This window comes from Aliivibrio wodanis, from assembly GCF_052920805.1.
Genome location: NZ_JBREXA010000002.1, coordinates 2,722,395 through 2,745,336 on the forward strand (window position 1 = coordinate 2,722,395; position 22,942 = coordinate 2,745,336).

17 protein-coding genes, 1 pseudogene and 1 riboswitch are annotated in these 22,942 nt (G+C 37.9%); of the genes and pseudogenes, 14 read left to right on the forward strand and 4 right to left on the reverse strand.

The window, feature by feature from the left end; genetic code table 11:
• Window positions 1-18: 18 nt before the first annotated feature.
• Window positions 19-1,371, reverse strand: a complete 1,353-nt coding sequence (lysC, locus tag ACU5DF_RS20630) for a lysine-sensitive aspartokinase 3 (protein WP_446714013.1) — start codon at window positions 1,369-1,371, stop codon at window positions 19-21.
• Window positions 1,372-1,438: 67 nt separating this feature from the next.
• Window positions 1,439-1,612, reverse strand: a riboswitch (Lysine riboswitch).
• A gap of 216 nt (window positions 1,613-1,828) precedes the next feature.
• Here lysC and ACU5DF_RS20635 point away from each other — a divergent pair.
• Window positions 1,829-2,938 (forward strand): pyridoxal-phosphate-dependent aminotransferase family protein, encoded by a 1,110-nt coding sequence (locus ACU5DF_RS20635; protein ID WP_446714014.1) that lies wholly within the window; start codon window positions 1,829-1,831, stop codon window positions 2,936-2,938.
• A gap of 47 nt (window positions 2,939-2,985) precedes the next feature.
• Here the strand turns inward: ACU5DF_RS20635 and ACU5DF_RS20640 are convergent, their stop codons facing one another.
• The 3 genes and pseudogenes from ACU5DF_RS20640 to galU form a co-directional block, all read right to left on the reverse strand.
• Window positions 2,986-4,770: a PglL family O-oligosaccharyltransferase gene (locus ACU5DF_RS20640; RefSeq protein ID WP_446714015.1), complete on the reverse strand. Its 1,785-nt coding sequence runs from the start codon at window positions 4,768-4,770 to the stop codon at window positions 2,986-2,988.
• 96 nt (window positions 4,771-4,866) lie between these two features.
• Window positions 4,867-7,699, reverse strand: a pseudogene (gene uvrA, locus ACU5DF_RS20645) (excinuclease ABC subunit UvrA).
• Between the two features lie 176 nt (window positions 7,700-7,875).
• The gene (galU, locus tag ACU5DF_RS20650) at window positions 7,876-8,745 is read right to left on the reverse strand and encodes a UTP--glucose-1-phosphate uridylyltransferase GalU (RefSeq protein ID WP_045102957.1); all 870 of its coding nucleotides are present in this window, start codon (window positions 8,743-8,745) and stop codon (window positions 7,876-7,878) included.
• 471 nt (window positions 8,746-9,216) lie between these two features.
• Here galU and ACU5DF_RS20655 point away from each other — a divergent pair, with 471 nt between their 5' ends.
• The 13 genes from ACU5DF_RS20655 to ACU5DF_RS20715 all read left to right on the forward strand — a co-directional run bounded on the left by ACU5DF_RS20655 (window position 9,217) and on the right by ACU5DF_RS20715 (window position 22,821).
• Complete coding sequence (locus ACU5DF_RS20655; RefSeq protein WP_446714016.1) at window positions 9,217-9,765, forward strand: single-stranded DNA-binding protein; 549 nt, start codon at window positions 9,217-9,219, stop codon at window positions 9,763-9,765.
• 211 nt (window positions 9,766-9,976) lie between these two features.
• On the forward strand, window positions 9,977-11,956 hold the full coding sequence (csrD, locus tag ACU5DF_RS20660; RefSeq protein WP_045102955.1) for an RNase E specificity factor CsrD: 1,980 nt from the start codon (window positions 9,977-9,979) through the stop codon (window positions 11,954-11,956).
• 116 nt (window positions 11,957-12,072) lie between these two features.
• Complete coding sequence (locus ACU5DF_RS20665) at window positions 12,073-13,530, forward strand: MSHA biogenesis protein MshI (RefSeq protein WP_446714017.1); 1,458 nt, start codon at window positions 12,073-12,075, stop codon at window positions 13,528-13,530.
• Window positions 13,530-14,168 carry a type IV pilus inner membrane component PilO gene (locus ACU5DF_RS20670; protein ID WP_045102953.1) on the forward strand — a complete coding sequence of 213 codons (639 nt, stop codon included), beginning with the start codon at window positions 13,530-13,532 and terminating at the stop codon, window positions 14,166-14,168. The genes ACU5DF_RS20665 and ACU5DF_RS20670 overlap by 1 nt, the downstream gene beginning before the upstream one ends.
• A gap of 1 nt (window position 14,169) precedes the next feature.
• Window positions 14,170-14,502 (forward strand): hypothetical protein, encoded by a 333-nt coding sequence (locus tag ACU5DF_RS20675; protein WP_045102952.1) that lies wholly within the window; start codon window positions 14,170-14,172, stop codon window positions 14,500-14,502.
• 11 nt (window positions 14,503-14,513) lie between these two features.
• A complete protein-coding gene (gene mshL / locus ACU5DF_RS20680) occupies window positions 14,514-16,166 on the forward strand; it encodes a pilus (MSHA type) biogenesis protein MshL (protein ID WP_045102951.1) in 1,653 nt (550 codons plus the stop codon).
• Between the two features lie 11 nt (window positions 16,167-16,177).
• Window positions 16,178-17,026 carry an ExeA family protein gene (locus ACU5DF_RS20685; RefSeq protein WP_446714018.1) on the forward strand — a complete coding sequence of 283 codons (849 nt, stop codon included), beginning with the start codon at window positions 16,178-16,180 and terminating at the stop codon, window positions 17,024-17,026.
• Complete coding sequence (locus tag ACU5DF_RS20690; protein WP_446714019.1) at window positions 17,023-18,135, forward strand: tetratricopeptide repeat protein; 1,113 nt, start codon at window positions 17,023-17,025, stop codon at window positions 18,133-18,135. Before ACU5DF_RS20685 ends, ACU5DF_RS20690 begins: the two co-directional genes overlap by 4 nt.
• Window positions 18,135-19,859 (forward strand): GspE/PulE family protein, encoded by a 1,725-nt coding sequence (locus ACU5DF_RS20695; protein ID WP_446714020.1) that lies wholly within the window; start codon window positions 18,135-18,137, stop codon window positions 19,857-19,859. Before ACU5DF_RS20690 ends, ACU5DF_RS20695 begins: the two co-directional genes overlap by 1 nt.
• Window positions 19,860-19,868: 9 nt before the next feature.
• Window positions 19,869-21,095 (forward strand): type II secretion system F family protein, encoded by a 1,227-nt coding sequence (locus ACU5DF_RS20700; RefSeq protein ID WP_045102948.1) that lies wholly within the window; start codon window positions 19,869-19,871, stop codon window positions 21,093-21,095.
• 2 nt (window positions 21,096-21,097) lie between these two features.
• A complete protein-coding gene (locus ACU5DF_RS20705; protein ID WP_446714021.1) occupies window positions 21,098-21,535 on the forward strand; it encodes a type IV pilus, mannose-sensitive hemagglutinin protein MshF in 438 nt (145 codons plus the stop codon).
• A 102-nt stretch (window positions 21,536-21,637) separates the two neighbouring features.
• Entirely contained in the window at window positions 21,638-22,201 is a 564-nt protein-coding gene (locus tag ACU5DF_RS20710) for a prepilin-type N-terminal cleavage/methylation domain-containing protein (RefSeq protein ID WP_446714022.1), read from the forward strand.
• 152 nt (window positions 22,202-22,353) lie between these two features.
• Complete coding sequence (locus tag ACU5DF_RS20715) at window positions 22,354-22,821, forward strand: prepilin-type N-terminal cleavage/methylation domain-containing protein (protein WP_446714023.1); 468 nt, start codon at window positions 22,354-22,356, stop codon at window positions 22,819-22,821.
• The last annotated feature ends 121 nt before the right edge of the window (window positions 22,822-22,942 follow it).

Genomic DNA, 22,942 nt, shown 5'->3' on the forward strand with positions numbered 1-22,942 from the left:
GGTTTAGAACATGATTTTCTACTTTTCAAATAGTTCTTTATGTAGAACTTGAACCGCACGTTTAGATTCTGATTCATGTAACAAGAAACATAAATTATGCTGACTTGCTCCATAACAAATCATGCGTAGATTGAAATCTTCTAAAGCTCCAAACACTTGCTTAGCATATCCTTTAGAGTCACTCATTTGATTACCAATAAGTGCAATTAGACATAGATCGTTTTCTATTTCAACCGTGCATAATTTTTCTAATTCTTGTTGGGCTTCAAAAGGTAATTCTGGCGCTTTACCGTTGGTATTAGTTTGGTCAAGAGTAAGAGCGACACTTACTTCAGAGGTGGTAATTAAATCGACTGAAATCTGATATTTAGCTAATATTTTAAATACTTCAGCTAGAAAACCATAAGCATGGAACATGTTTGGACTATGTAATGTCACCATGGTTTGATTGCAACGTAAGGTTAGCGCTCTAAATAATGGAGAGCTGTCTACTTTTTGCTTTATCCACGTACCGCCTTTTTCTGGTTCTTTTGATGAACCAACAAACACAGGGATTTGATGACGTAGAGCGGGTAATAGTGTTGATGGGTGTAAAATTTTAGCACCATAGTTTGCCATCTCTGAAGCTTCACTAAAGCTAATTTCTGGGATTGGAGATGCAGCAGGTGCAATGCGAGGGTCGGTAGTATAAATACCAGGAACATCAGTCCAAATTTCTAATCCACAAGCATTTACAGATTCAGCTATTAATGCCGCACTATAATCACTGCCACCTCGACCTAATGTCGTTGTATTTCCTTCATTATCAGACCCAATGAAACCTTGTGTTACGACAATATGTTTCTGGCAAAGAGGTGCGAGTTTAGCTTGAGCTAGCTGAGATATTTCTTCAAGTTGTGGCTCACCTTTACCAAATTGTGCATCGGTGCGAAGAACTGTTCTGATATCAAAGCGAACGGCAGAGTTACCGCGTTCAATTAATAGTTGAGTAAATAGGTGAGTTGACATGAGCTCACCGCAAGAAACAAGATGATCAGTGAGTTTATCACTTGATTGAAATGAAGCTGCATCGGCCGCTTTTTTTATGTCTTCAAGGATTTCAAGAATAGCTTTCTCTGGATAAATAGGATCAGAGAGTTGATCTAATACAGAAAAGTGAATGGACTTTAACTCTTCAAAAATATCTTTTTTTCTTTGGTTATCTTGTACACCGTTAGCGAGCTCTACCAATAAATTAGTAACGCCAGAGCAAGCACTAATAACCACAAGGTGAGTTTTTTGATTCTGCTCGACAACATGAGCGCTGCAGCTCATTGCTTCGAAATTGGCAACGCTAGTGCCACCAAATTTAGCAACATTAATAGGGTTCACTTTCCTGTCTCCCGACTACATCCAATGTGTAAAATAAAGGTGAAGGGGTGATAGCAAGAAATAAATAGTTGCTAGAAGCCCTTCACTTAAAAAATAAGTGACAATCGTTAGGATTCAGCCTAAACGACCGACGAAGTTTTCCCAATAAAGTTCGTCTCGGCATTACTCTCCCTCACTTAGTTGACTAGGAGTTTGGACTCCACAAATTAAGTTACCTAGGTAATGCTCCTCTTCTTTATGTATTTCAAAGGAACAAAATACGTATTAATAATGTGCTTTTTTATGGCTTAAATGTCAACAAGTGGTAACAACTTTATTTGTATTTCTTCTCTTTAAAGTAAAAGTAGGTGTTTTGATGGTGTTTTTTCTAGTTTAGTCACTCTAATGACTTAGTCTAATTGAGTTTAATTATTTTTGTGTCTATTCTTTGTACACCCTATATTTCAAGGAGTGAATAATGCAAAGTTTTATCCCACCAAGAAGAACCCTTATGGGACCTGGTCCATCAGATATTTCACCACAAGTATTACAAGCCTTAAGCCGACCTACAATTGGCCATCTTGACCCATTATTCATAAAAATGATGGATGAGGTTAAAGAGTTACTTAAATACGCATTTCAAACAGAAAACGAGTTCACGATTGCAGTATCAGCCCCTGGAAGTGCAGGAATGGAAACTTGTTTTGTTAACTTAGTTGAAGCTGGCGAGAAGGTTTTAGTTTGTCGTAATGGTGTTTTTGGCGAACGAATGCGACAAAATGTTGAGCGTTGCGGCGGTACTGCAATTGTTATTGATGATAAGTGGGGAGAACCAGTTTCGTTAGATAAAGTGAAACAAGCGTTAGAACAACATCCTGATATTACTATTGTCGCTTTTGTGCATGCAGAAACGTCTACAGGAGTATTGAGTGACGCTAGAGCTATTTCTGAACTTGCACGTAAGCATGGATGCCTAACCATTGTGGATGCGGTGACGTCATTAGGTGGCGTTCCATTATTGGTGGATGAATGGCAATTGGATGCGGTGTATTCTGGTTCCCAAAAATGTTTATCTTGTACACCAGGTTTGTCTCCTGTGACGTTCTCGAATAAAGCCGTTGAGAAGATGACATCGAGAAAGACGCCCGTACAGAGTTGGTTTTTAGATCAAAGTTTGGTGTTAGGTTATTGGAGTGGTGAGGGAAAAAGAAGCTATCACCATACGGCCCCAGTCAATAGTTTATACGCCTTACATGAAGCATTATTAATGCTAAAAAATGAAGGAATAGAAGAAGCGTGGAGTAGACATGCATATTATCATCAAGAGCTAAAACAAGGTTTAGAAGCTCTAGGTATTCAATTTATTGTTGATGAAGCTTATCGGTTGCCACAATTGAATGCAGTTTATATTCCGGAAGGTGTTGATGATGCTGCGATTAGGTCACGCCTACTGAATGAATATAATTTAGAAATTGGTGCTGGACTGGGAGATTTAGCAGGGAAAGCATGGCGTATTGGTTTAATGGGGTATGCGGCTAAGAAAGAAAATGTGGCTCTTTGTCTTAAGGCTTTATCTGATGTTCTTTAAGAATTAACCAAAAAACCGCTGAATAATCAGCGGTTTTTATGAATCGTTTATTTATTTTTCTCTTTTAATACAGAGGAGTTCTGGCGAAGTTTTTCATCTAATTCTACCGATTCAAATTTATTATTTGGAAATAAGAAAATCGCCTCTCTTCTTATATCTTCTGCATTTTGAACTTGCCCAAGAGCTTGATAAGCAATGATTAGGTTTTGATAAAATGCAGGTCTAGGCTTTGTTTTTATAAGCTCTTTTGACCATGTTATATAGGGTGTAATTAATTCTGATTTTTTATTCATAATCCCTATAGTTAGCTGAGCTGAAAGCACATCCCAATTAAATCTATCTTCCCAAGCAACAGGGTTAGTCACTTGATTTAAAATATCAGGGTTCATTGGGCGGGTGGTTTCAAATTTCGTTAATACCCAATTGGTATGCAGCGTTGAAAGCATATAGAAAGCAGTAACAATTGGGAGAACTAACGAACTTATACGTAAAGCTACTTTTATGATATCGCCGATATGGCGCTTTTTGTACTTACAGCTAAGTTGATCTATCCAAAAGAGAAGAATAATAAAAGTGAACCAATGAACCATTGAGTGATAGAACGGGTACTCTAATTGGCTATGAATAAAAATAGGAGCAATTAAGGCAAGTAAAGCAAACTGTGTATCTAGTTTACTTTTTCTTATCTTTAGCAGTACGCCACCAGCAGCAATAAGCAAACCTAAAATAGCGACAACACCTCCTTCTACTCCCCAATATAGAACTTCGTTGTGAGGGTGTTCCATCGAAGGAAGCCCAGGTCTATAGGTCGTTGAGAGTTGATGTTGTTTAGCTGTATACAAGGTGTATTCTGCTTCAAAATTCCCGTAACCATACCCTGTGATTGGTTTCTCTAAGAACATATCGAGAGCTTGAGGGAAAATGTATTGTCTCGCATTCGCTAAACTGGTTTTTTGAATGATAGTTGATGCGTTATTCGTCTCTTTTTCTTTTGATATTTCGAGGAGAGCATAATGACCACTAAAACCTATAACTATTGCTAATATCCAAGAAAAAAATCGTTGTTTAGTACAGTATTTCCACATATAGGGTGTTAATAAAGTAATACTAAAAATGGTAGCAAGCCATCCTGTACGAGATGCCAAGACGATAATCAGCGGTACTGTAAATATGATAGTTGCATAAAGCAGGGTTAGTGCAATGATGTTTTCACGGTATTTAGTCGGTTGTCTAGCTAGGAAATAAGAGGCAATAGCAAGCCCTGTAGCTAAGAAACTTGCCATAACATTAGGTTGTTGAAAAATACCATAAGGTCGATTAACGATAACGTTATAGCCAAAGCCATTACCTTCTTTTAGAAAGATATATTGGATGTAACCTATACTAGTCTCAATTAAAACAGAGCCAATAATACACCATAAAAGCCATTGCTTTTGTTTATTTGAAAAAGCGAATTGTTGCAATGTAATGAAAAAAATTAGCCCAGCCCATAAGCCTAAGAACTTACCGAGTGCTAATTCTGGTGAGGCATCATGATAAAATAAGGGGATAGAGAGTAGTATTACAGACAATGATAAAACAAGTGTTAAAGTTGAATATTTAAGGAGTCCTTGTTTGGCTATATGAAATACACCAATAGCAATAGCAATACTAGCAGGGATCCAAGAGATGGCATTAAATGCAAGGTGTAAGCCTGAACCGCCAGGGTTTGGTTGAAAGAAGTGAGCACAGACAAAGAAAAGAGTACTAAGGCTAAATAAAAAAGATTTAGTTAATGGTTTTCTAACCTTTCTTGCTTCTAGTTGCGTTCCTTGGGTAAGTAGCGTTGCCATGTATTAATCAATTCCTATTGCGAGCATGAATATAAAAAGTAAAGCCAACAAAATGCTGGCTTTATTCTATCGTATTCACCTTATAAAGTGCGGAATTTATTGCTTATTCAACATTGGTTTTAAGAAGCGTGCAGTATGAGAGCCTTCAACAAGAGCCACGTTCTCAGGTGTTCCTTCAGCTACAATCTCTCCTCCACCTTGTCCACCTTCTGGACCAAGATCAATAATCCAATCCGCTGTTTTTACAACATCAAGGTTATGTTCGATCACGACAATGGTATTACCTCGCTCACGTAAGCGATGCAGTACATTCAATAATTGCTGAATATCGTGAAAATGCAGACCTGTGGTGGGTTCATCTAGGATATATAGTGTTTTCCCTGTATCTCGTTTTGATAGTTCGCGAGCTAATTTAACTCGTTGAGCTTCACCACCAGATAAGGTGGTCGCTGCTTGACCTAAACGAATATAAGATAGCCCTACATCCATTAGTGTTTGCAGCTTTCTAGCAATAACAGGGACTGGTTGGAAGAAAGAATTGGCATCTTCAATGGTCATTTGAAGGACTTCATCAATGCTCTTACCTTTGTATTTTACTTCTAGAGTTTCACGGTTATAGCGCTTACCGGTACACACATCACAAGGAACATAAACATCAGGCAAGAAATGCATCTCAACTTTAATTACTCCATCTCCCTGACAAGCTTCACAGCGGCCACCGCGGACATTAAAACTGAAGCGGCCCGGCTTATACCCACGAGAACGAGATTCTGGCGTACCAGAAAATAACTCACGAATAGGGGTAAAGATCCCAGTATAAGTCGCAGGGTTTGATCGAGGAGTTCGCCCAATTGGACTTTGATCAATATCGATAACCTTATCAAAGTGTTCAATACCTTTGATCTTTTTATAGGGTGCTGGTTCTGATGTTGTGGCTCCATTTAACTGAGTATGAGCAATCTTAAAGAAAGTATCGTTGATTAGTGTTGATTTGCCAGAGCCTGAAACGCCAGTAACGCACGTAAACAGACCAACCGGTAATTTGAGTGTGACATTTTTTAAGTTATTGCCAGTTGCGCCAATCAGTTCAACTTGTTTTTTAGGGTCTGCTTTAATTCGCTCATGTGGAATGGAAATTTCTTTAGCGCCACTTAGGTATTGACCTGTTAGCGATTCTGGATTTGAAATAATATCTTGGTAACTGCCTTCTGCGACAATATGACCACCATGAATTCCGGCCCCAGGACCGATATCAATAATATGATCCGCACTTCTTATTGCGTCTTCATCGTGCTCCACAACAATAACTGTATTGCCCAGATCTCGAAGATGGTTAAGGGTTTCTCAATAGGCGTTCATTATCTCGTTGGTGAAGGCCGATAGAAGGCTCGTCAAGAACGTACATAACACCGACTAATCCTGCACCTATTTGACTTGCAAGACGAATACGTTGAGCTTCACCACCAGAAAGAGTATCAGCACTACGTGATAGATTAAGGTAATTTAGACCAACATTGATAAGGAAATTCAGGCGCTCATTAATCTCTTTCATGACCTTATCTGCAATTTGAGCTTTCTGTCCTTTCAGCTCCAGTGAACTAAAAAAGGCCATTGAATCTTGAATGCTCATTTCACAGATTTCAGGTAATGTTGTGTCACCAACAAATACACTACGAGCTTCTAAACGTAAGCGAGTTCCGTGACAGCTTGAACATGACTGAGTTGAAATATACTTTGATAGGTCATCACGAACTGAACTTGATTCTGTTTCTTTGTAGCGTCGATCAAGCGTGTTTAATATTCCTTCAAAAGGATGGCGCTTAACGCGTAGATCGCCGCGATCATTGCTGTATTGGAACTCAATTTCTTCTGTTCCTGAACCATTAAGAATGATATTTTGAAATTTCTTTGATAGTGATTTAAATGGCGCAAAAAGATCAAACCCATAGTGTTTGGCTAATGAGCCTAACATTTGAAAGTAATAATAGTTTTTTTGATCCCAACCTTTAATCGCCCCTTCAGCAATACTGAGCTTATTATCTAAAACAATACGATCAGCATCAAAATACTGTTGAACCCCTAAGCCATCACAAGTACCACAAGCGCCAGCAGGGTTATTGAATGAAAACAGACGAGGCTCAAGTTCAGACATACTGTAGCCACAATGTGGACAGGCAAAGTTGGCAGAAAAGATCAGAGGCTCATGCTTGGTATCATCCATGTAATCAACAACAGCAATACCACCAGTGAGCTCTAGCGCGGTTTCAAAAGATTCAGCAAGGCGTTGTTTTAAATCGTCTCGAACTTTAAAACGATCAACAACCACTTCAATGGTGTGTTTTTTATGAAGTTCTAATGTCGGAGGATCGGAGAGATCACACACTTCACCATCAATACGAGCACGAATAAATCCTTGTGCGGCTAAATTTTCTAACGTCTTAACATGCTCACCTTTACGCTCTTTCACAATAGGTGCTAACAACATCAGCTTTGTGCCTTCAGGCAACTCTAGCGCTTTATCTACCATTTGGCTGATAGTTTGTGCTGTTAATTCGACATGATGTTCAGGACAACGAGGTTCGCCAATACGTGCGTATAGAAGACGTAAGTAATCGTAGATTTCAGTAATTGTACCGACTGTCGATCTTGGGTTATGAGATGTGGATTTTTGTTCGATAGAAATCGCAGGAGAAAGCCCTTCAATGTGGTCAACATCTGGTTTTTCCATTAATGATAAAAATTGACGAGCGTATGCAGACAAAGATTCAACATAGCGTCGTTGACCTTCTGCATACAAGGTATCAAAGGCCAAAGAGGATTTACCTGAGCCTGATAATCCCGTAATAACCGTTAGCTTATCTCGTGGGATAGTTAAGCTAATATCTTTTAGGTTATGGGTTCTTGCCCCTCGAACTTCAATTTTATCCATGGAACGTCTCTCTGCTTAAACAATAACTAGAGAATAAGTATTGCACAGAGTATTAAAACAGCAAAGAGGTACTGGATAAAAAAACAGTAATGTTATTAGAAGAGAGATTCTATAAGAGATATGAAAATGCCTTGTAATAAATCACAAGACATTAGTATGATTAGCAAATCAAGGGGTTATTTTTTACCTGTTTTTTGCTTTGCAAGTTCAGCAGATTTTTTATCTTTTAAATAAACATTTTCGTAGCAGTAGTTAGTTGCTTCGATGTAACCTTCAACGCTACCGCAGTCAAAACGCTTACCTTTAAACTTATACGCAAGAACACAACCAGATTGAGCTTGTTTTAATAGTGCATCCGTAATTTGGATTTCACCGCCTTTACCCGGTTCTGTTGTTTCTAGGATCTCAAAAATATCAGGAGTTAAGATGTAGCGACCAATAATGGCAAGGTTACTTGGTGCTGTACCTGGTTCTGGTTTTTCTACCATGCTATCTACACGGTAAAGATCGTCTTTGATCATCTCACCCGCAATAACGCCGTATTTGTGAGTTTCGTTATCTGGTACTTCTTCTACTGCAACGATAGAGCAACGGAATTGCTTATACAATGCAACCATTTGAGAAAGAACTCCTTGCTCTTCGTTCACGCATAAATCATCAGCAAGTACGACAGCAAAAGGTTCATCGCCCACTAGTTCACGACCAGTAAGAATAGCATGACCTAAACCTTTCATTTCGCGCTGGCGGATATAAGTAAAGTGAGCTGCATCAATGAGTTCACGAACATCATCAAGCAGTTCTTCTTTATTGGTACCACTGATTTGATGTTCTAGTTCGTAGTTTTTATCAAAGTGGTCCATTAATGAATGCTTGCCACGGCCTGTTACAACACAGATCCCGTCCATACCCGCATTGATAGCTTCTTCTACGCCATATTCAATCAGAGGTTTGTTTACTACTGGCATCATCTCTTTTGGCATTGATTTAGTTGCTGGTAAAAAGCGAGTGCCGTAGCCTGCGGCAGGAAAAAGACATTTTTTGATCATAACTGAGTCCTAAATAGACAATAACTTTAAAATTAATAAAAATGCTCTTACATGAGCGTCATCGTTATAAGATAAAGTGTAACGATTAAATATAGTGAAATGAAGTTGTTTCGTTTTAAAGAGGTGTTAGGCATCTTATTAATGCGATTTATTTAATCATTATCATTAATATAGCATGGGTTATCTACATCAATAGCTCATGCTTTCGCAGGTAATTAGAGTTAAATGTTTTACTGATAATTTGGTAGTTATTATTTATTATCAGAATTTATTCGGTCGAAATCACCCTTTAAGTGAAATGGAGTTCTATTGTAAGTTTAAATAAATATTCTTATGTATTATTTTAAATTACTCATGAATCGATTCTAGCTTTAGGGCTATCAGAAATAACCATGAACGTGTTAGACTGAAGACTACTGTATATATAACCGGGTAGCACTATGCATACCCCTAATCTATCTGGAGCAAACTATGGCCAGCCGTGGTGTAAATAAAGTTATCCTTGTTGGTAACTTAGGGCAAGATCCTGAAATCCGTTACATGCCAAGTGGCGGTGCGGTAGCAAATATTACAATCGCAACGTCAGAATCATGGCGTGATAAAGCAACGGGTGAACAACGTGAAAAAACAGAATGGCACCGTGTGTCTCTGTTTGGCAAGTTGGCGGAAGTTGCTGGTGAATATTTACGTAAAGGCTCGCAAGTGTATATTGAAGGTCAACTTCAAACACGTAAGTGGCAAGATCAGAATGGTCAAGATCGTTTTACAACGGAAGTGGTTGTTCAAGGCTTTAATGGCGTAATGCAAATGCTTGGCGGCCGCGGTCAAGGCGCACCTGCTAGTGGTCAACAGCAGCAGCAAGGTAATTGGGGACAACCTCAGCAGCCAGCTCAACAACCTGCTCAGCAAAATAATTTTGCTCCACAACAGCAGCAAGCACCACAACAACAGGCACCGCAGGCGGCTCAACCTCAGTATAATGAGCCACCAATGGACTTCGATGACGATATTCCGTTCTAAATATTGATGTCGAGATAATGACAGTAAAGGCCTCGAATTATCGAGGCTTTTTTATGATTTATAGTTCTATAAATCTCAGTGTATATTCACTAGATTGAAGTATGAATAAAGATTTTGTTATGTTTACTGCATAGTTAGATGTGGCTCTAAAATTTATATAGAAAATTATGCGATCATTTACGATCGGTTTTCTTCAAGGAAGAAGAGTTTAATGAGAAAAACCCCGAGCTTACGCTTAAGTAATCGTCTTATTTCATTTGTAACACTTATGGTTTCTGCTGCTATTTTTATTTTAATGCTTGGTGGAACCATATCATTTAAACAAATTGGTAATGAATATCTTGAGCACTATTTACTTGGCGTTGTTAGTGTTGTTGATGAAGAATTGCTTGCGCCTGAAGAGGCTGAGTCAATGGCTAAATGGCTACCAAAACTGTTAAAAGCCAGTAGTGTAGTTAGTATGGAATTATCTTCAGCTACAGGGAGTGTGTATTCTTTTCAAACCTTAGCTATTATGCCAGATGATAGCTTATTGTATAAAAAAACATTCCCACTCCAAATGAATAAAGGTTATGCCATTACCTTTAAATCTATCCCTCCCTATAGTGCGTTCACTTATTCTTTAGGTGCGTTATTTTCAATTACAGCAGCCATTGCAGTGATTATAGTGTTTCTTTTGTGGGGGGTTGTATGGCTAAGAAAACAGCTACATGGGTCAGAGTTGCTAGAAGAACGAGGGCGAATGCTACTTGCAGGAAAACTTGATGCTTATGCAATAGGAAGTGAAGATGAATGGCCAGCAACGGCAAGCTTAGCTTTAGATAATGTTATTACAGAATTGAAGGATGCACGTAAAGAACGTAGTCGCTTTGATACATTTATTCGGACTCATACATTTTTAGACCAGCTGACAGGTTCTGCGAATCGTGTATTATTTGATAGTAAATTAGAGTCAATGTTACAAGAATCACAACATCAGGGTGTTCTTTTATTATTAAGAATTAATGGTTGGGAAGAGCTTATAGAAGAGCAAGGTAAAGCGACTGGTGATGAACTAATTGTTGAGATTGGAAAGCAGTTAAATAATATAATGCAGCGTTATAGTGATAGTGTTCTTTCTCGCTATTATCAATCAGATTTTGCGTTGTTAATTCCTCAGCAATCATTAAAAGAAGCGAAGCTACTTGCATCTCAATGTTTGAAAGTAATAGAAAAAATCCCTCCACCAAAGAGTTTAGATGCTGATAATTGGTGCCATATTGGTGTCAGTATGTATGTGAGCGGAGAGAGGCGAGGTCGTTTAATGGATGAGTTAGACATGGCTCATCGCAGTGCTTTATTACAAAATAATAATAGTTGGTCCTTATTTAAAAAACAGCAACAATTAACTGAGAGTTTAGGAAGCGTGCGTTGGAGGAGCTTGTTTGATGCTATTTTTGAACAAGAACAGTTATTACTTTACAAGCAACCGACATTTATATTTGAGAATAGTGAGTTAGTTCCGCTACACTTGGAGTTATTTTCTCGGATTAAAGATGAGAATGGCATACAAATCAAAGCTTCTCGTTTTTTACCTGCCATTAAGCAAGTGGGTTATCAAATAAAACTGGATAGTGCAGTTTTAAAGCAAGTCTTTCCTTTACTGGCAGATCCTGACTTTTCAGAGCATATGTTTTCTGTGCACTTGCAAGTGAAAAGCTTACAAAGTACAGCATTCATACGACAGTTAAAAAACCGATTATTACAAACCCCTAGAGCGCAACTCAAACGTTTAAGTTTTGAATTAATTGAAGGGCAAGTTGTAACGTATTTAGATGCGGTAAGGCCAATAGCAAAATTATTAAAAAGTTTTGGTTGTAAGCTAGTGGTAGAGCAAGCTGGAAGAACAATAGTTAGTACACATTACATCAAAGACCTAAATGTTGATTACATTAAACTTCATCGAAGCTTAATTAAAGACATTCATCAACGCTATGAAAATCAATTATTCATACGTAGCTTGCTTGGAGCATGTGAAACTATTGAAGTACAAGTTTTAGCTGTTGGTGTTGAGAATAAAAAAGAGCTTAAGTTACTAACAGAGTTAGGTGTAAAAGGTGTTCAAGGGCGATTTTTTGAAGCAGAATCATCGCTATTTCGTCATAAAGAAAAGATATCAATTCCGAAAAGAAAAAATCGTTGGGGAAGCTAAGTATTCTTACAGCATGATATTTTCATACCGAACTGTAGTTGGATGCGGTATGATTATTCATCATGTATGCGACCTAATTAGAACATTGAATATAAGTTAAGAGAATCGAGCAATAAATGAATATGATGGATGCATTTAAAAAACTGACATTAGCCCGTTCAGTAAAAACAACGACATCAATTGTGATATTGCAAGGTGGCATTTATATTACAAAAAGTGATGGTCATGATGAGCTAAAAGAAAGTCACTTTACTCCAATTGAGCAACAAAACTCTTGGAAAGAGGCTCTAATTTTAGCTTGTCAAAAAAATGGTATTTCAGATTGTCATACTAACGTGATACTTGGTTCTCATCTTTATCAATCCTTTCAAATAGAGAACCCTAACTTACCGAAAGAAGAGCTACTAGGAGCATTACCGTTCTTAGTTAAAGATTTAATTTCTGATCGAGTTACAGATATTGTTGCTGATGGTGTTGAAGCGGTTAACGGTAAACTACAGGTATATCTCTCTCAAATATCTACAATACAAACAGTGGTTGAATTATTAAAAGAATGTTCAATCCAAGTTGTTAATGTAACACCTGATGAATTGGTTTGGAGTTATTCTAAACCGGACGAAAGTAGCTTTATGCTATTGAACCATAGCAAGTTGGCTGAATTTAAGTTACTGGCTTTTAGCGAAGGGAGCCTACATTTAAACCGCTCTTTACGGGGCATTGTTGCTCCATTAACTGGTGGACTCTCTGACGGTTTTCAACTTGATAGTTTAGCGCTAGAAATACAGAGATCTCTCGATTATTTAAGTGCGCAGTTGCATGGTGTAAACATCAATCACTTATATTTTCGCTGTGATGATGAAGATGATGTGTTACTAGCATCAGAATTACAAAATCGTCTTGGAGTACAGGTCAGCACATTATTAGTGGATGAACCAAGAGTTTTTCGTTCTGGTGAGATTTTAAGTTGGCTTGGATTATTCAATCAGCCTAGCATAAATCTTTATAATGATAGATTAAAACCTAAAACTGATTATTTTACTTTGCAAAATGTAGTAGTTAGTTGGGTGGTAGGTCTGACTATTACTGCTGCGATAGTTGGATATTACCATTGGCAATACTATAATTTAAGTACTGAAATACAAACACTTTCTATAACAGAGAGTAGCCAAAAACAAACGCTAGCCAGTTTAAGTCAACAACTAGAAAGTCATAAGCCCTCTGCGGCTAAGATGGCTGCTATTCAACGATTGAAAGAAGATATAGAGTCGAAGAAAACCTCATTGAAAGTGATTGATAACTTTGATGAAGGAATGCAAATTGGTTACTCGGGCGTAATGAGTAGTTTAACGCAATTAGGTCAGGGTAATATCTCTTTGTCTAAAATTTATATGTCAGGTGAAAACGTCAATTTTATAGGCTACGCTCGAACTCCTGATGTGATACCTAACTGGATAAATAGTTTTGAAAATGAAGTGCACTTAATTGGCCGTACCTTTGCTCAACTTGAGATAAAAACGGATGAGAAAGGAATTGTTTCATTTGTTCTAAATACTAAGGCGTCAGGGGAAGAATAATGGAACATTGGAATAAAGCCAAAGATATGTTTGCTGCGCTTTCTCAGAGAGAAAAAATATTAATCACTCTAGTCGGTTGGGTTGCGGTTATTTTTATTTCATTAACAGTCGTCATTGAACCAAAAATTGCTCAGTATCAAACAGCGGAAAGAGAAGTTACTCATGTAACTAGATCTATTGCTTCATTAAAACAACAGATTGAACTAGCGCAGTTCAGATTACAAAAAGATCCTAATATAGAAGTTAATAAGCAATACCAAGAGCTCACTCTAGAAAGCCAAGATCTCGCTAGTTTGCTCTCTGAGCGAGTTGCTTCTTTAGTTTCGCCGAGTCAAATGGCACAGTTATTGGAGAGTGTGTTGCAGCAATCCTCGAAATTAACATTAATTTCATTGAATACATTGCCTTCTGAGCGCTTATTGGATGAAAATAATAAGGCTGGCTATTATATCCATCCAGTACGATTAGTATTGTCTGGTAACTATTTTGATATAGAAGAGTACTTATCTAATTTAGAAGCGTTACCAGTTAAATACTATTGGCGAAATTTCCATTATGAAGTGAAAAAATACCCTAAAGCTGAAGTGGCGATAGAGGTGTATACACTAGGTTCAAGTAAAGGGTTTATTGGCGGTTAGTATGAAACGTATGTTTTTAGTTTTAGCATTATTATCTAGTACTGTTGAGGCTTCAGAAATAGGGCAAGATCCAACCAAACCATTAAGTTGGCTACAACCTAGTTCACCAGTAAAAGCTAAAGTAGTCAAGAAGCGTCAATATTTTCCATCATTACAAGCAATTACTTGTAATGATAGTACTGAGTGTAATGCCGTTTTAGATAATCAAGCGATGATAAAAGGTGACAAGATTTCTGGCTATGTTTTGTTATCAATAAACGAAGAAAGTGTTTTGATTGGTCGTTCAGGAAAACAGTGGCACCTTTCCCTATTTTTACAAGATATTAAGAATTAAGGTTTACATTAATGAAAGTACGTAATGTCATCATTGGATTTATGGCTGTATCGTTAGCAGGATGCTCAATGGGGCACCGTGATCCTGTTGAAATAAAAGAAGCTTTAAACCAATCAATTAATGAGAATGGCGCACAATTATTAGCTGAACTTCCAGCCTCGGTACAAGCCGATTTAATGCCAGATCTAAATGCACCAACGGTTGAAATTGAAGAGCCGCTTAAGCGTTTTAGAATAAAAGCAAATAATGTAAATGCAAAAGCCTTTTTTACTAGTCTTGTAAAAGGAACTGAATATAGCGTAGTTTTGCATCCTAAGGTTGCAGGGCGCATTACAATGAATGTTAATGACGTAACGTTAGACGAAGTGTTGTCTTCAGTTGAAGATTTATATGGTTACGAAATTATTAAAGTTGGTTCGGTATTACAGGTTTTCCCAGCAACAATTCGTACAGAAACCATTCCGGTTGATTATTTACAGTTGAGCCGCAAAGGTCGATCTTTAACTACTATCACCACAGGTTCGATTAGTAACTCTGAAAGTGGTTCATCAAGTAGTAGTGACGATTCAAGTAACTCTTCATCTAGCAGCAGTAGTAGCTCTTCAGCCACTGGTGGTACAGAAATAGAAACTATTAGTGAAAGTGACTTCTGGAAAGAGCTAGAGAAAGCAGTATCAGTTATGATTGGTAATGGTGCTGGTCGAAGTGTTGTTGTTTCACCACAAGCAAGTGTAGTGACGATTACGGCTTCTCCAGATGAGTTGCGTAAAGTAAAGCAATTTCTAACTATCTCTCATAAACGATTACAACGCCAAGTTATTCTTGAAGCAAAACTATTAGAAGTAACTCTTAGTGATGGTTATCAACAAGGAATTAACTGGTCTAATTTAACCGCTTCTTTAGGTGGAACTGATGTTATCTTCGGTCAAACACCGGGTTCGATACCCGGTGCGGATGGGATAAGTGCATTACCAGGAATGGATGCCATCGGTACTTTATTAGGTGGTCAAACAAATATCACGGTATCAGATGGTAATTTCAATGCGGTACTAAGTTTCATGGATACGCAGGGTGATCTTAATGTACTTTCTAGTCCAAGAGTGACGGCTGCAAATAACCAAAAAGCGGTAATTAAAGTTGGACGTGATGAATATTATGTTACAGAGGTTTCAAGTGTTGTAGGAAGTGGTGATAATTCGAACGCCTCACCTGAAGTGACATTAACGCCATTCTTTTCTGGTATATCATTAGATGTAACGCCACAAATTGATGACCAAGGTAATGTGATGTTACATGTGCATCCATCTGTCATAGATGTTGAAAATGAGATTAAAGAGATTGATTTAGGTGAGTCGGGTGGTGTGTTGAAATTGCCATTGGCAAAAAGTTCTATTCGAGAGTCTGATTCTGTAATTCGTGCTAAAAGTGGTGATGTAGTTGTTATTGGTGGATTAATGAAATCACAGACAGTGGATCAAGTTTCAAAAGTCCCACTGCTTGGCGATATTCCAGCGTTAGGGTATTTATTTAGAAATATCAGTCAACTGACACAGAAAACTGAATTAGTTATCCTGTTAAAACCAACAGTTGTTGGTGTGGATACTTGGCAAGAAGAGTTAGAACGTTCACGTGATCTATTACAAGAATGGTTCCCTGATGAGTAATCACTGGTTATATGTATGAACAGCACTTTGGTTTAAAGCAGTTACCTTTTACTTTAACACCTAATACTTCTCTCTTTCATGGATTGCCACCTCATTATGAAGCGATTCAAATGGTGTTGTCTTCAATATCAATGGGAGAGGGGATTATTAAAGTAACAGGGGAAATTGGAACTGGTAAAACCTTAGTGTGTCGAATGTTAATGAGCCAGTTACCAAGTAATGTTGAATTACTCTACTTACCAAACCCTGTAATGAATGGTCATGAATTGAGGCAAGCTTTAGCTAAAGAGCTATGGCTTGATCAAATCGGTGATGATGTTGCGTTAACAGATCGAATACATGAAAAGCTGATAGATTTACAAGCGGAAGAAAAAACAGCGGTTGTATTTATTGATGAGGCTCAAGCGTTAAGCGATGAAGCTTTAGAAACGTTACGGTTATTTGGTAATTTAGAAACCGATCATAAAAAATTATTACAAATTGTCCTATTTGGGCAACCTGAGTTGGATGAGCGTTTAACGCAATACTATTTACGACAGTTCCGCCAACGTATTACATTTTCAGCTGCTTTACGACCTTTAAACGTCAGTGAAACTGTAGCTTATATTAGACATCGAATGTTAGAGTCTGGATGTCAAAGTGATTTATTTACTCTGTCTCAAATGAAGGCAATTTGGAAAGCAAGTGGTGGGGTTCCGCGCTTAATTAATCAAATATGCCATAAATCATTACTTATCTCCTTTTCTGAACAATTGGATAAGGTATCACCTAAGTCGATATTTGATGCGATTTTAGATACGGCAGACACTGCCAAGCCCAGACACTATTTTCCCAAGTTTTGGGGGTGGAGATCATCGTGAGTGCGACAAATAAAGCATTATTAAATATTACAAAGCAAAAATTGAATGAGGATGATAAAAAGACACTCCTTCCTGCCAATGTTCCTGATATAGAGTCCAGATATAAAGCGCCCTTCTTTTTTGCTATTGGCGTTGTGAGTTCTCTTTGCTTGATTGGATGGGCAAGTGTAAATCATTCATTTGAGTCGGTTCAAGAAAATATAGATATAGCATCTACTCCTTCTAACGAAATAAATAGTTTAGAGGGAAGTGATGCGAGTTTAGCTCTTTTTGCTTCCTCTCCAACCACGAAAAGTACAATTCAAGAAGTGAGCTCTATTTATATTGAGCCTTCTCAAGGGGTCATCGATGTAGTGAAAGCGCAGGAGAAAGCGGTTCATAAAAAACAGGGACTTACATCTTCACCACCAGAACAAATAGTGAATGTAGATACAGGGGTTCCAGCGTTAAAATCAGCATCTGTTATTCCAAATACAGTGCGTGAAAATGCTTCAGAAGAGTTTTATGTTCAAGAAGTAGAATTATTGCCTTCTGAATTAGCAAAAAAAAGCAGAGAAGCTGCGAGTAAATCATTAGATAGATCTGATTTTAAATCTGCGATTAAAGAGTTTTATACCGTTTTAAAATATCAGCCGAATGATGAAGAGTCTCGTAAAAAATTAGCGGCGTTGCTTTATGGAAAAAGGAACGCAAAAGAAGCTGCATCTGTTTTACAGCAAGGAATAAAATTAGATCATGACAGTGTAAGCTTACGTTTAGCATTGGCCAGTTTATTGCAAAAAGAAGAACAGTCAGAAGCTGCATTATCAGTATTAGAATATGTTCCTGTAGAGGCAAGTATTGATTACTTAGCGACTCGTGGTGGATTGGCTCAAAAATTAAAATTTATTGATTTAGCAGAAGAAAGCTATCAAACCTTAGTTGTTAAGGCTCCTGAAAATGGTCGATGGTGGTTAGGTTTAGCCATTGCGTATGAAAGAAAAGCGCAAACTCAAGAAGCATATAAAACGTATAAAATAGCGTTAATGACCCCTGGATTGTCTCGCTCTTCACAAGCATTTGTACGAGATAGAATTAAACTCTTAGCAACAATGGAAGGAAATGAATAATGCGTCTTAAGTTAAGAAAAAGACTTGGTGATCTATTAGTCGAAGAAAACATTGTTACTGAAGAGCAAATAGAGCAAGCGCTTTTAGCACAGAAAAAAACAGGACGAAAATTAGGTGGAACCTTAATTCAGCTTGGCTTTTTATCTGAAAAGCAAATGTTAGCTTTCTTATCTCAGCAGTTAGATATACCTCTGGTTGATTTGAATCGAGCTGATATTGATGCCGCAGCAGTGCAATTGCTACCAGAAGTGCACGCTCGTCGATTGAGAGCTTTAGTCGTCAGTCAGCAAGGAAATACTATTCGTGTAGCAATGAGTGATCCTGCCGATCTATCAGCTCAAGAAGCGTTATTTTCTCAGCTTCAACAATACCAACTTGAAATGGTTATCGCATCTGAAAGACAGTTAGTTGATTGTTTTGACCGTTTTTATCGTCGAACTAAAGAGATCGCATCTTTTGCTGAACAGTTGCAATCAGAACACCAAGAATCAGATGATTTTAATTTCGGTATTTCAGACAGTGATAATGATGAAGTTACCGTTGTAAAATTAATTAACTCACTGTTTGAAGATGCGATTCAAGTTGGTGCGTCTGATATTCATATTGAACCTGATGATAAAGTACTACGTTTACGTCAGCGTATTGATGGTGTATTGCATGAAACGCTACTTAATGAAGTCAATATCGCATCAGCATTAGTTCTTCGTTTAAAGTTGATGGCGAATTTAGATATTTCTGAAAAACGTCTACCTCAAGATGGGCGGTTTAACATTAAGTCTCGTGGTCAATCAGTAGACATACGTTTATCTACAATGCCTGTTCAATATGGTGAATCGGTAGTAATGCGTTTGCTAAACCAAACCTCTGGTATTCGCGAATTAGAATATTCAGGCCTACCTGAACACCTCCTTATTCGCTTGCGTAAGCAGCTACGTCGTCCTTATGGCATGATTTTAGTTACAGGACCTACAGGCTCAGGTAAAACAACGACTTTGTATGGTGCACTAAGCGAGTTAAACCAACCAAGTAAAAAAATCATCACAGCAGAAGATCCCGTAGAGTATCGTTTACCTCGAATTAACCAAGTTCAGGTAAATAATAAAATTAATTTAAGCTTTGCAAAAATCTTAAGAACATTCTTACGTCAGGATCCAGATATTATTCTTATTGGTGAGATGCGTGACCAAGAAACTGTTGAAATTGGGCTACGAGCAGCTTTAACAGGACACCTCGTGTTATCTACGTTACATACTAATGATGCAGTAGACAGCGCACTCCGTATGATGGATATGGGAGCGCCAGGTTACTTGGTCGCAAGTGCGGTCAGAGCGGTGCTTGCTCAGCGATTAGTAAAGAAAATTTGTACTGAATGTTCAGGCGTTGATGCGTTAGATGAGTCGCGCAAGCAATGGGTACAAACACGTTTTCCTAATCAGATTTCGGTGCCATTTCAACGAGGCTATGGCTGTCAAAGCTGTAATTTAACGGGATATCGTGGACGCGTTGGTGTGTTTGAATTGTTAGAATTAGATCAACCAATGATGGACGCATTAAGATCTAATGATGCTGTAGACTTTTCACATAAAGCTCGTGAAAATCCTGATTACAAACCATTATTAGCTTCTGCGATGGAATTAGCTATGCAAGGGATAATCAGTCTCGATGAAGTAATGGTATTGGGTGAGGGAGACAACGTGGCCTCTCATCAGCCAATATTAATATAGGCATAAGTAATGGCGATATTTAAATATAATGGACGTAATGGCCGAGGCGAGCAAGTATCAGGCTCTATCGAATCAGTCTCAGAAGAAGCTGCTGCAGGGCAATTAATGAATAATGGCGTGATCCCTACGTCTATTCGAGCAAGTAAATTTGGCGGCGGTTCAAGCTCGACAGATTGGAAGAAGTGGTTTCAGCCAACCATACCTTTAGAAATATTGGTTATTTTTTGTCGTCAAATGTACAGCTTAACCAAAGCAGGTGTCCCATTACTTCGAGCAATGAATGGATTGGCACAGAATAGTAATAATAAGTTATTAAAAAAAGCACTTGAAGAAGTGACGGCAGAGCTAACGAATGGTCGCAGTCTATCTGTTTCAATGCAGCAGCACCCTCATGTGTTTAGCTCTTTATTTGTTTCAATGATCCATGTTGGGGAAAACACAGGTCGCTTAGATCAGGCGCTAATGCAATTAGCAAACTATTACGAGCAAGAAATGGAAACTCGCAAGCGTATTAAATCAGCCATGCGTTATCCTATTTTTGTATTGACGTTTATTTTGTTAGCAATGTTTGTACTTAATATTAAAGTTATTCCTCAATTTGCCAGTATGTTCTCTCGTTTTGGTGTTGACTTGCCCTTACCTACACGGATCTTGATCGCGACCTCAAGCTTCTTTGTTAATTATTGGCATCTTTTAATCGCAGCAATGGCTGGTGCATTATTTGCTTTTCAAGCTTGGATTAGTCAAGCCAAAGGGCGTGAAACGTGGGACAAATTTCGACTACGTTTACCAATTGTTGGCGACATTGTAACACGAGCGCAAATGTCACGTTTTTCTAGAACCTTTGCATTGATGTTAAAATCGGGTGTGCCATTAAATCAATCGATAGCATTATCTGCTGAATCTTTAGGTAATAAATACTTAGAGAATAGATTACTGGAGATGAAAGCGGGTATTGAATCAGGCACTAGCATGTCAGTCACTGCTGCTCAAAGTGGTATTTTTACACCTCTAGTTCAACAGATGATCGCCGTGGGCGAAGAAACAGGACAGATTGATGACTTATTGTTAGAAGTCTCTGATTTTTATGATCGTGAAGTTGACTACGATTTAAAAACATTAACCGCTAGGATAGAGCCTCTGTTATTAGTTATTGTTTCCGGGATGGTTCTCATATTAGCTCTTGGTATTTTCTTACCAATGTGGAATATGTTAGATGTAGTAAAAGGAAAATAATAATGTCTGCAACCCGAATGATATGGGGAGGGATCGTCATTGTTTTGCTGGCTGTATTCTTATTTCAATGGGATCAACTTGAACCTAAAGTAGAAGATACCTCGTTAGTTATTGCTAGTAGAGAGATTTTATCATCAGCGAATGAATTTAAAAATTATTGGGTAGTAAATGGTCAGCCGTCATCAATGAATAAAGAAGGGGTAGAGATAATATTTACCTCATTAGGTTGGCCGATAGTTATTAATGACCAAGAGATTGACTGTCAAAAATGGATTGCTATTTTACTGCCAGATAAAGAGACCATTTATACTGATAGTATACGTAGTCACAAAAATTTAACAGAAATTGAAAGCTATCATTGCGATTACAGTATATCAAATGGTAAGGTAATGTCTGTAATGTTAAATAATGGTATTTTTAAGGTCAGGGTTGGCAGTTAGGACAAAATTAAGTTGGCAATTTTTTGACGAACAGTATGTTTTTTTTTGTATAATCCCTTACAATCCCAGAATAACATCAAAAGAATAGAGAGAAGCATTACGATGAAACACCAAAAAGGTTTCTCACTGGTTGAGCTAGTGATTGTGATTGTTGTTATCGGTTTATTGGCAACGGTAGCATTACCTCGATTTTTAGATGTCAGTCTTGAGGCTAAAAAAGCAAGTATAGAAGGTGTTGCAGGTGGTTATGCTACCGCAGTTCTTTCAGCAAGAGCGCAATGGGAAGCCGAAGCTCGACCAAAAATAAATGGTAATAATGCAGTCAGTTATGATGGTACTGAATTTTGGCTAACTGATCCTTCTAAAGCGAATCAATCTGATTTTCGTCCAGGGTACCCTATGGCCCCTCGTGAAGATTTAGATGGTAATGATACGGGTAATTACCCTGCTTCATTAACAGCAAAAGAGTGTATTTTATTGATGGAAATGTTATTGCAAAATGCACCATATGTCACTAGTAACAGCGATGATGATAAAGCAAAATATTTAGCTGAAGTGCTTAGTGAAAATAGCCGAAATCAATGTAAATATATACAGCAAGAGAATGAAGGTCACTTTTTTACTTATGAGCCTGAATCAGGTCGAGTGGTTGTGACGCTGCAATAACAGAATTTACATCTTTGTGTGAGTATTATACCAATACGGCACATAGAGAGATAAATCTGCTTTAACTCATTAGGTTTGAGCAGGACACGTTTTTAACAATAATGGTGGCAACAATCGAGTTCCATCACTTTTATAATAAAGAGAGAAGTAACATGAAAAGACAAGGTGGTTTCACCCTTATTGAGTTGGTAGTTGTAATCGTTATTCTAGGTATTCTAGCAGTAACAGCGGCACCTAAGTTCCTTAACCTTCAATCAGATGCGCGTGCTTCATCGCTGCAAGGTCTGAAAGGTGCAATGTCTGGTGCTTCTGGTATCGTTTATGGTAAAGCGGCGATTAATGGTAAAGAAACCTCAACAGCAACTGTTGCTATTGATGGTATTGATACTGTTTATGGTTACCCTAAAGCAACAACTACTGGTATTGGTGCTGCAGTTGTTGGTTTAAGTGAAGATTGGAGTTCTGTAGTGTCTGGTTCTACATTAGTTGTTGGCTTTAAACAAGATCCAGAACCAACTGCAGCTTCAAAAATTACAGATACAAATTGTTATGTTACCTACAGTGAAGCTACAACAGTTTCATCTGGTGTCTCTGCAATTGTAACGGCAACTAAGTGTTAATCAATAAACTTTAATATGCCTCTAAAAGCCAGCGACTTTCGCTGGCTTTTTTGTATCAAAAATTAACATTGCCTTCGTTATCTCTATAAATTCCGTTATCCTACAAACAGGAAGTAATAAG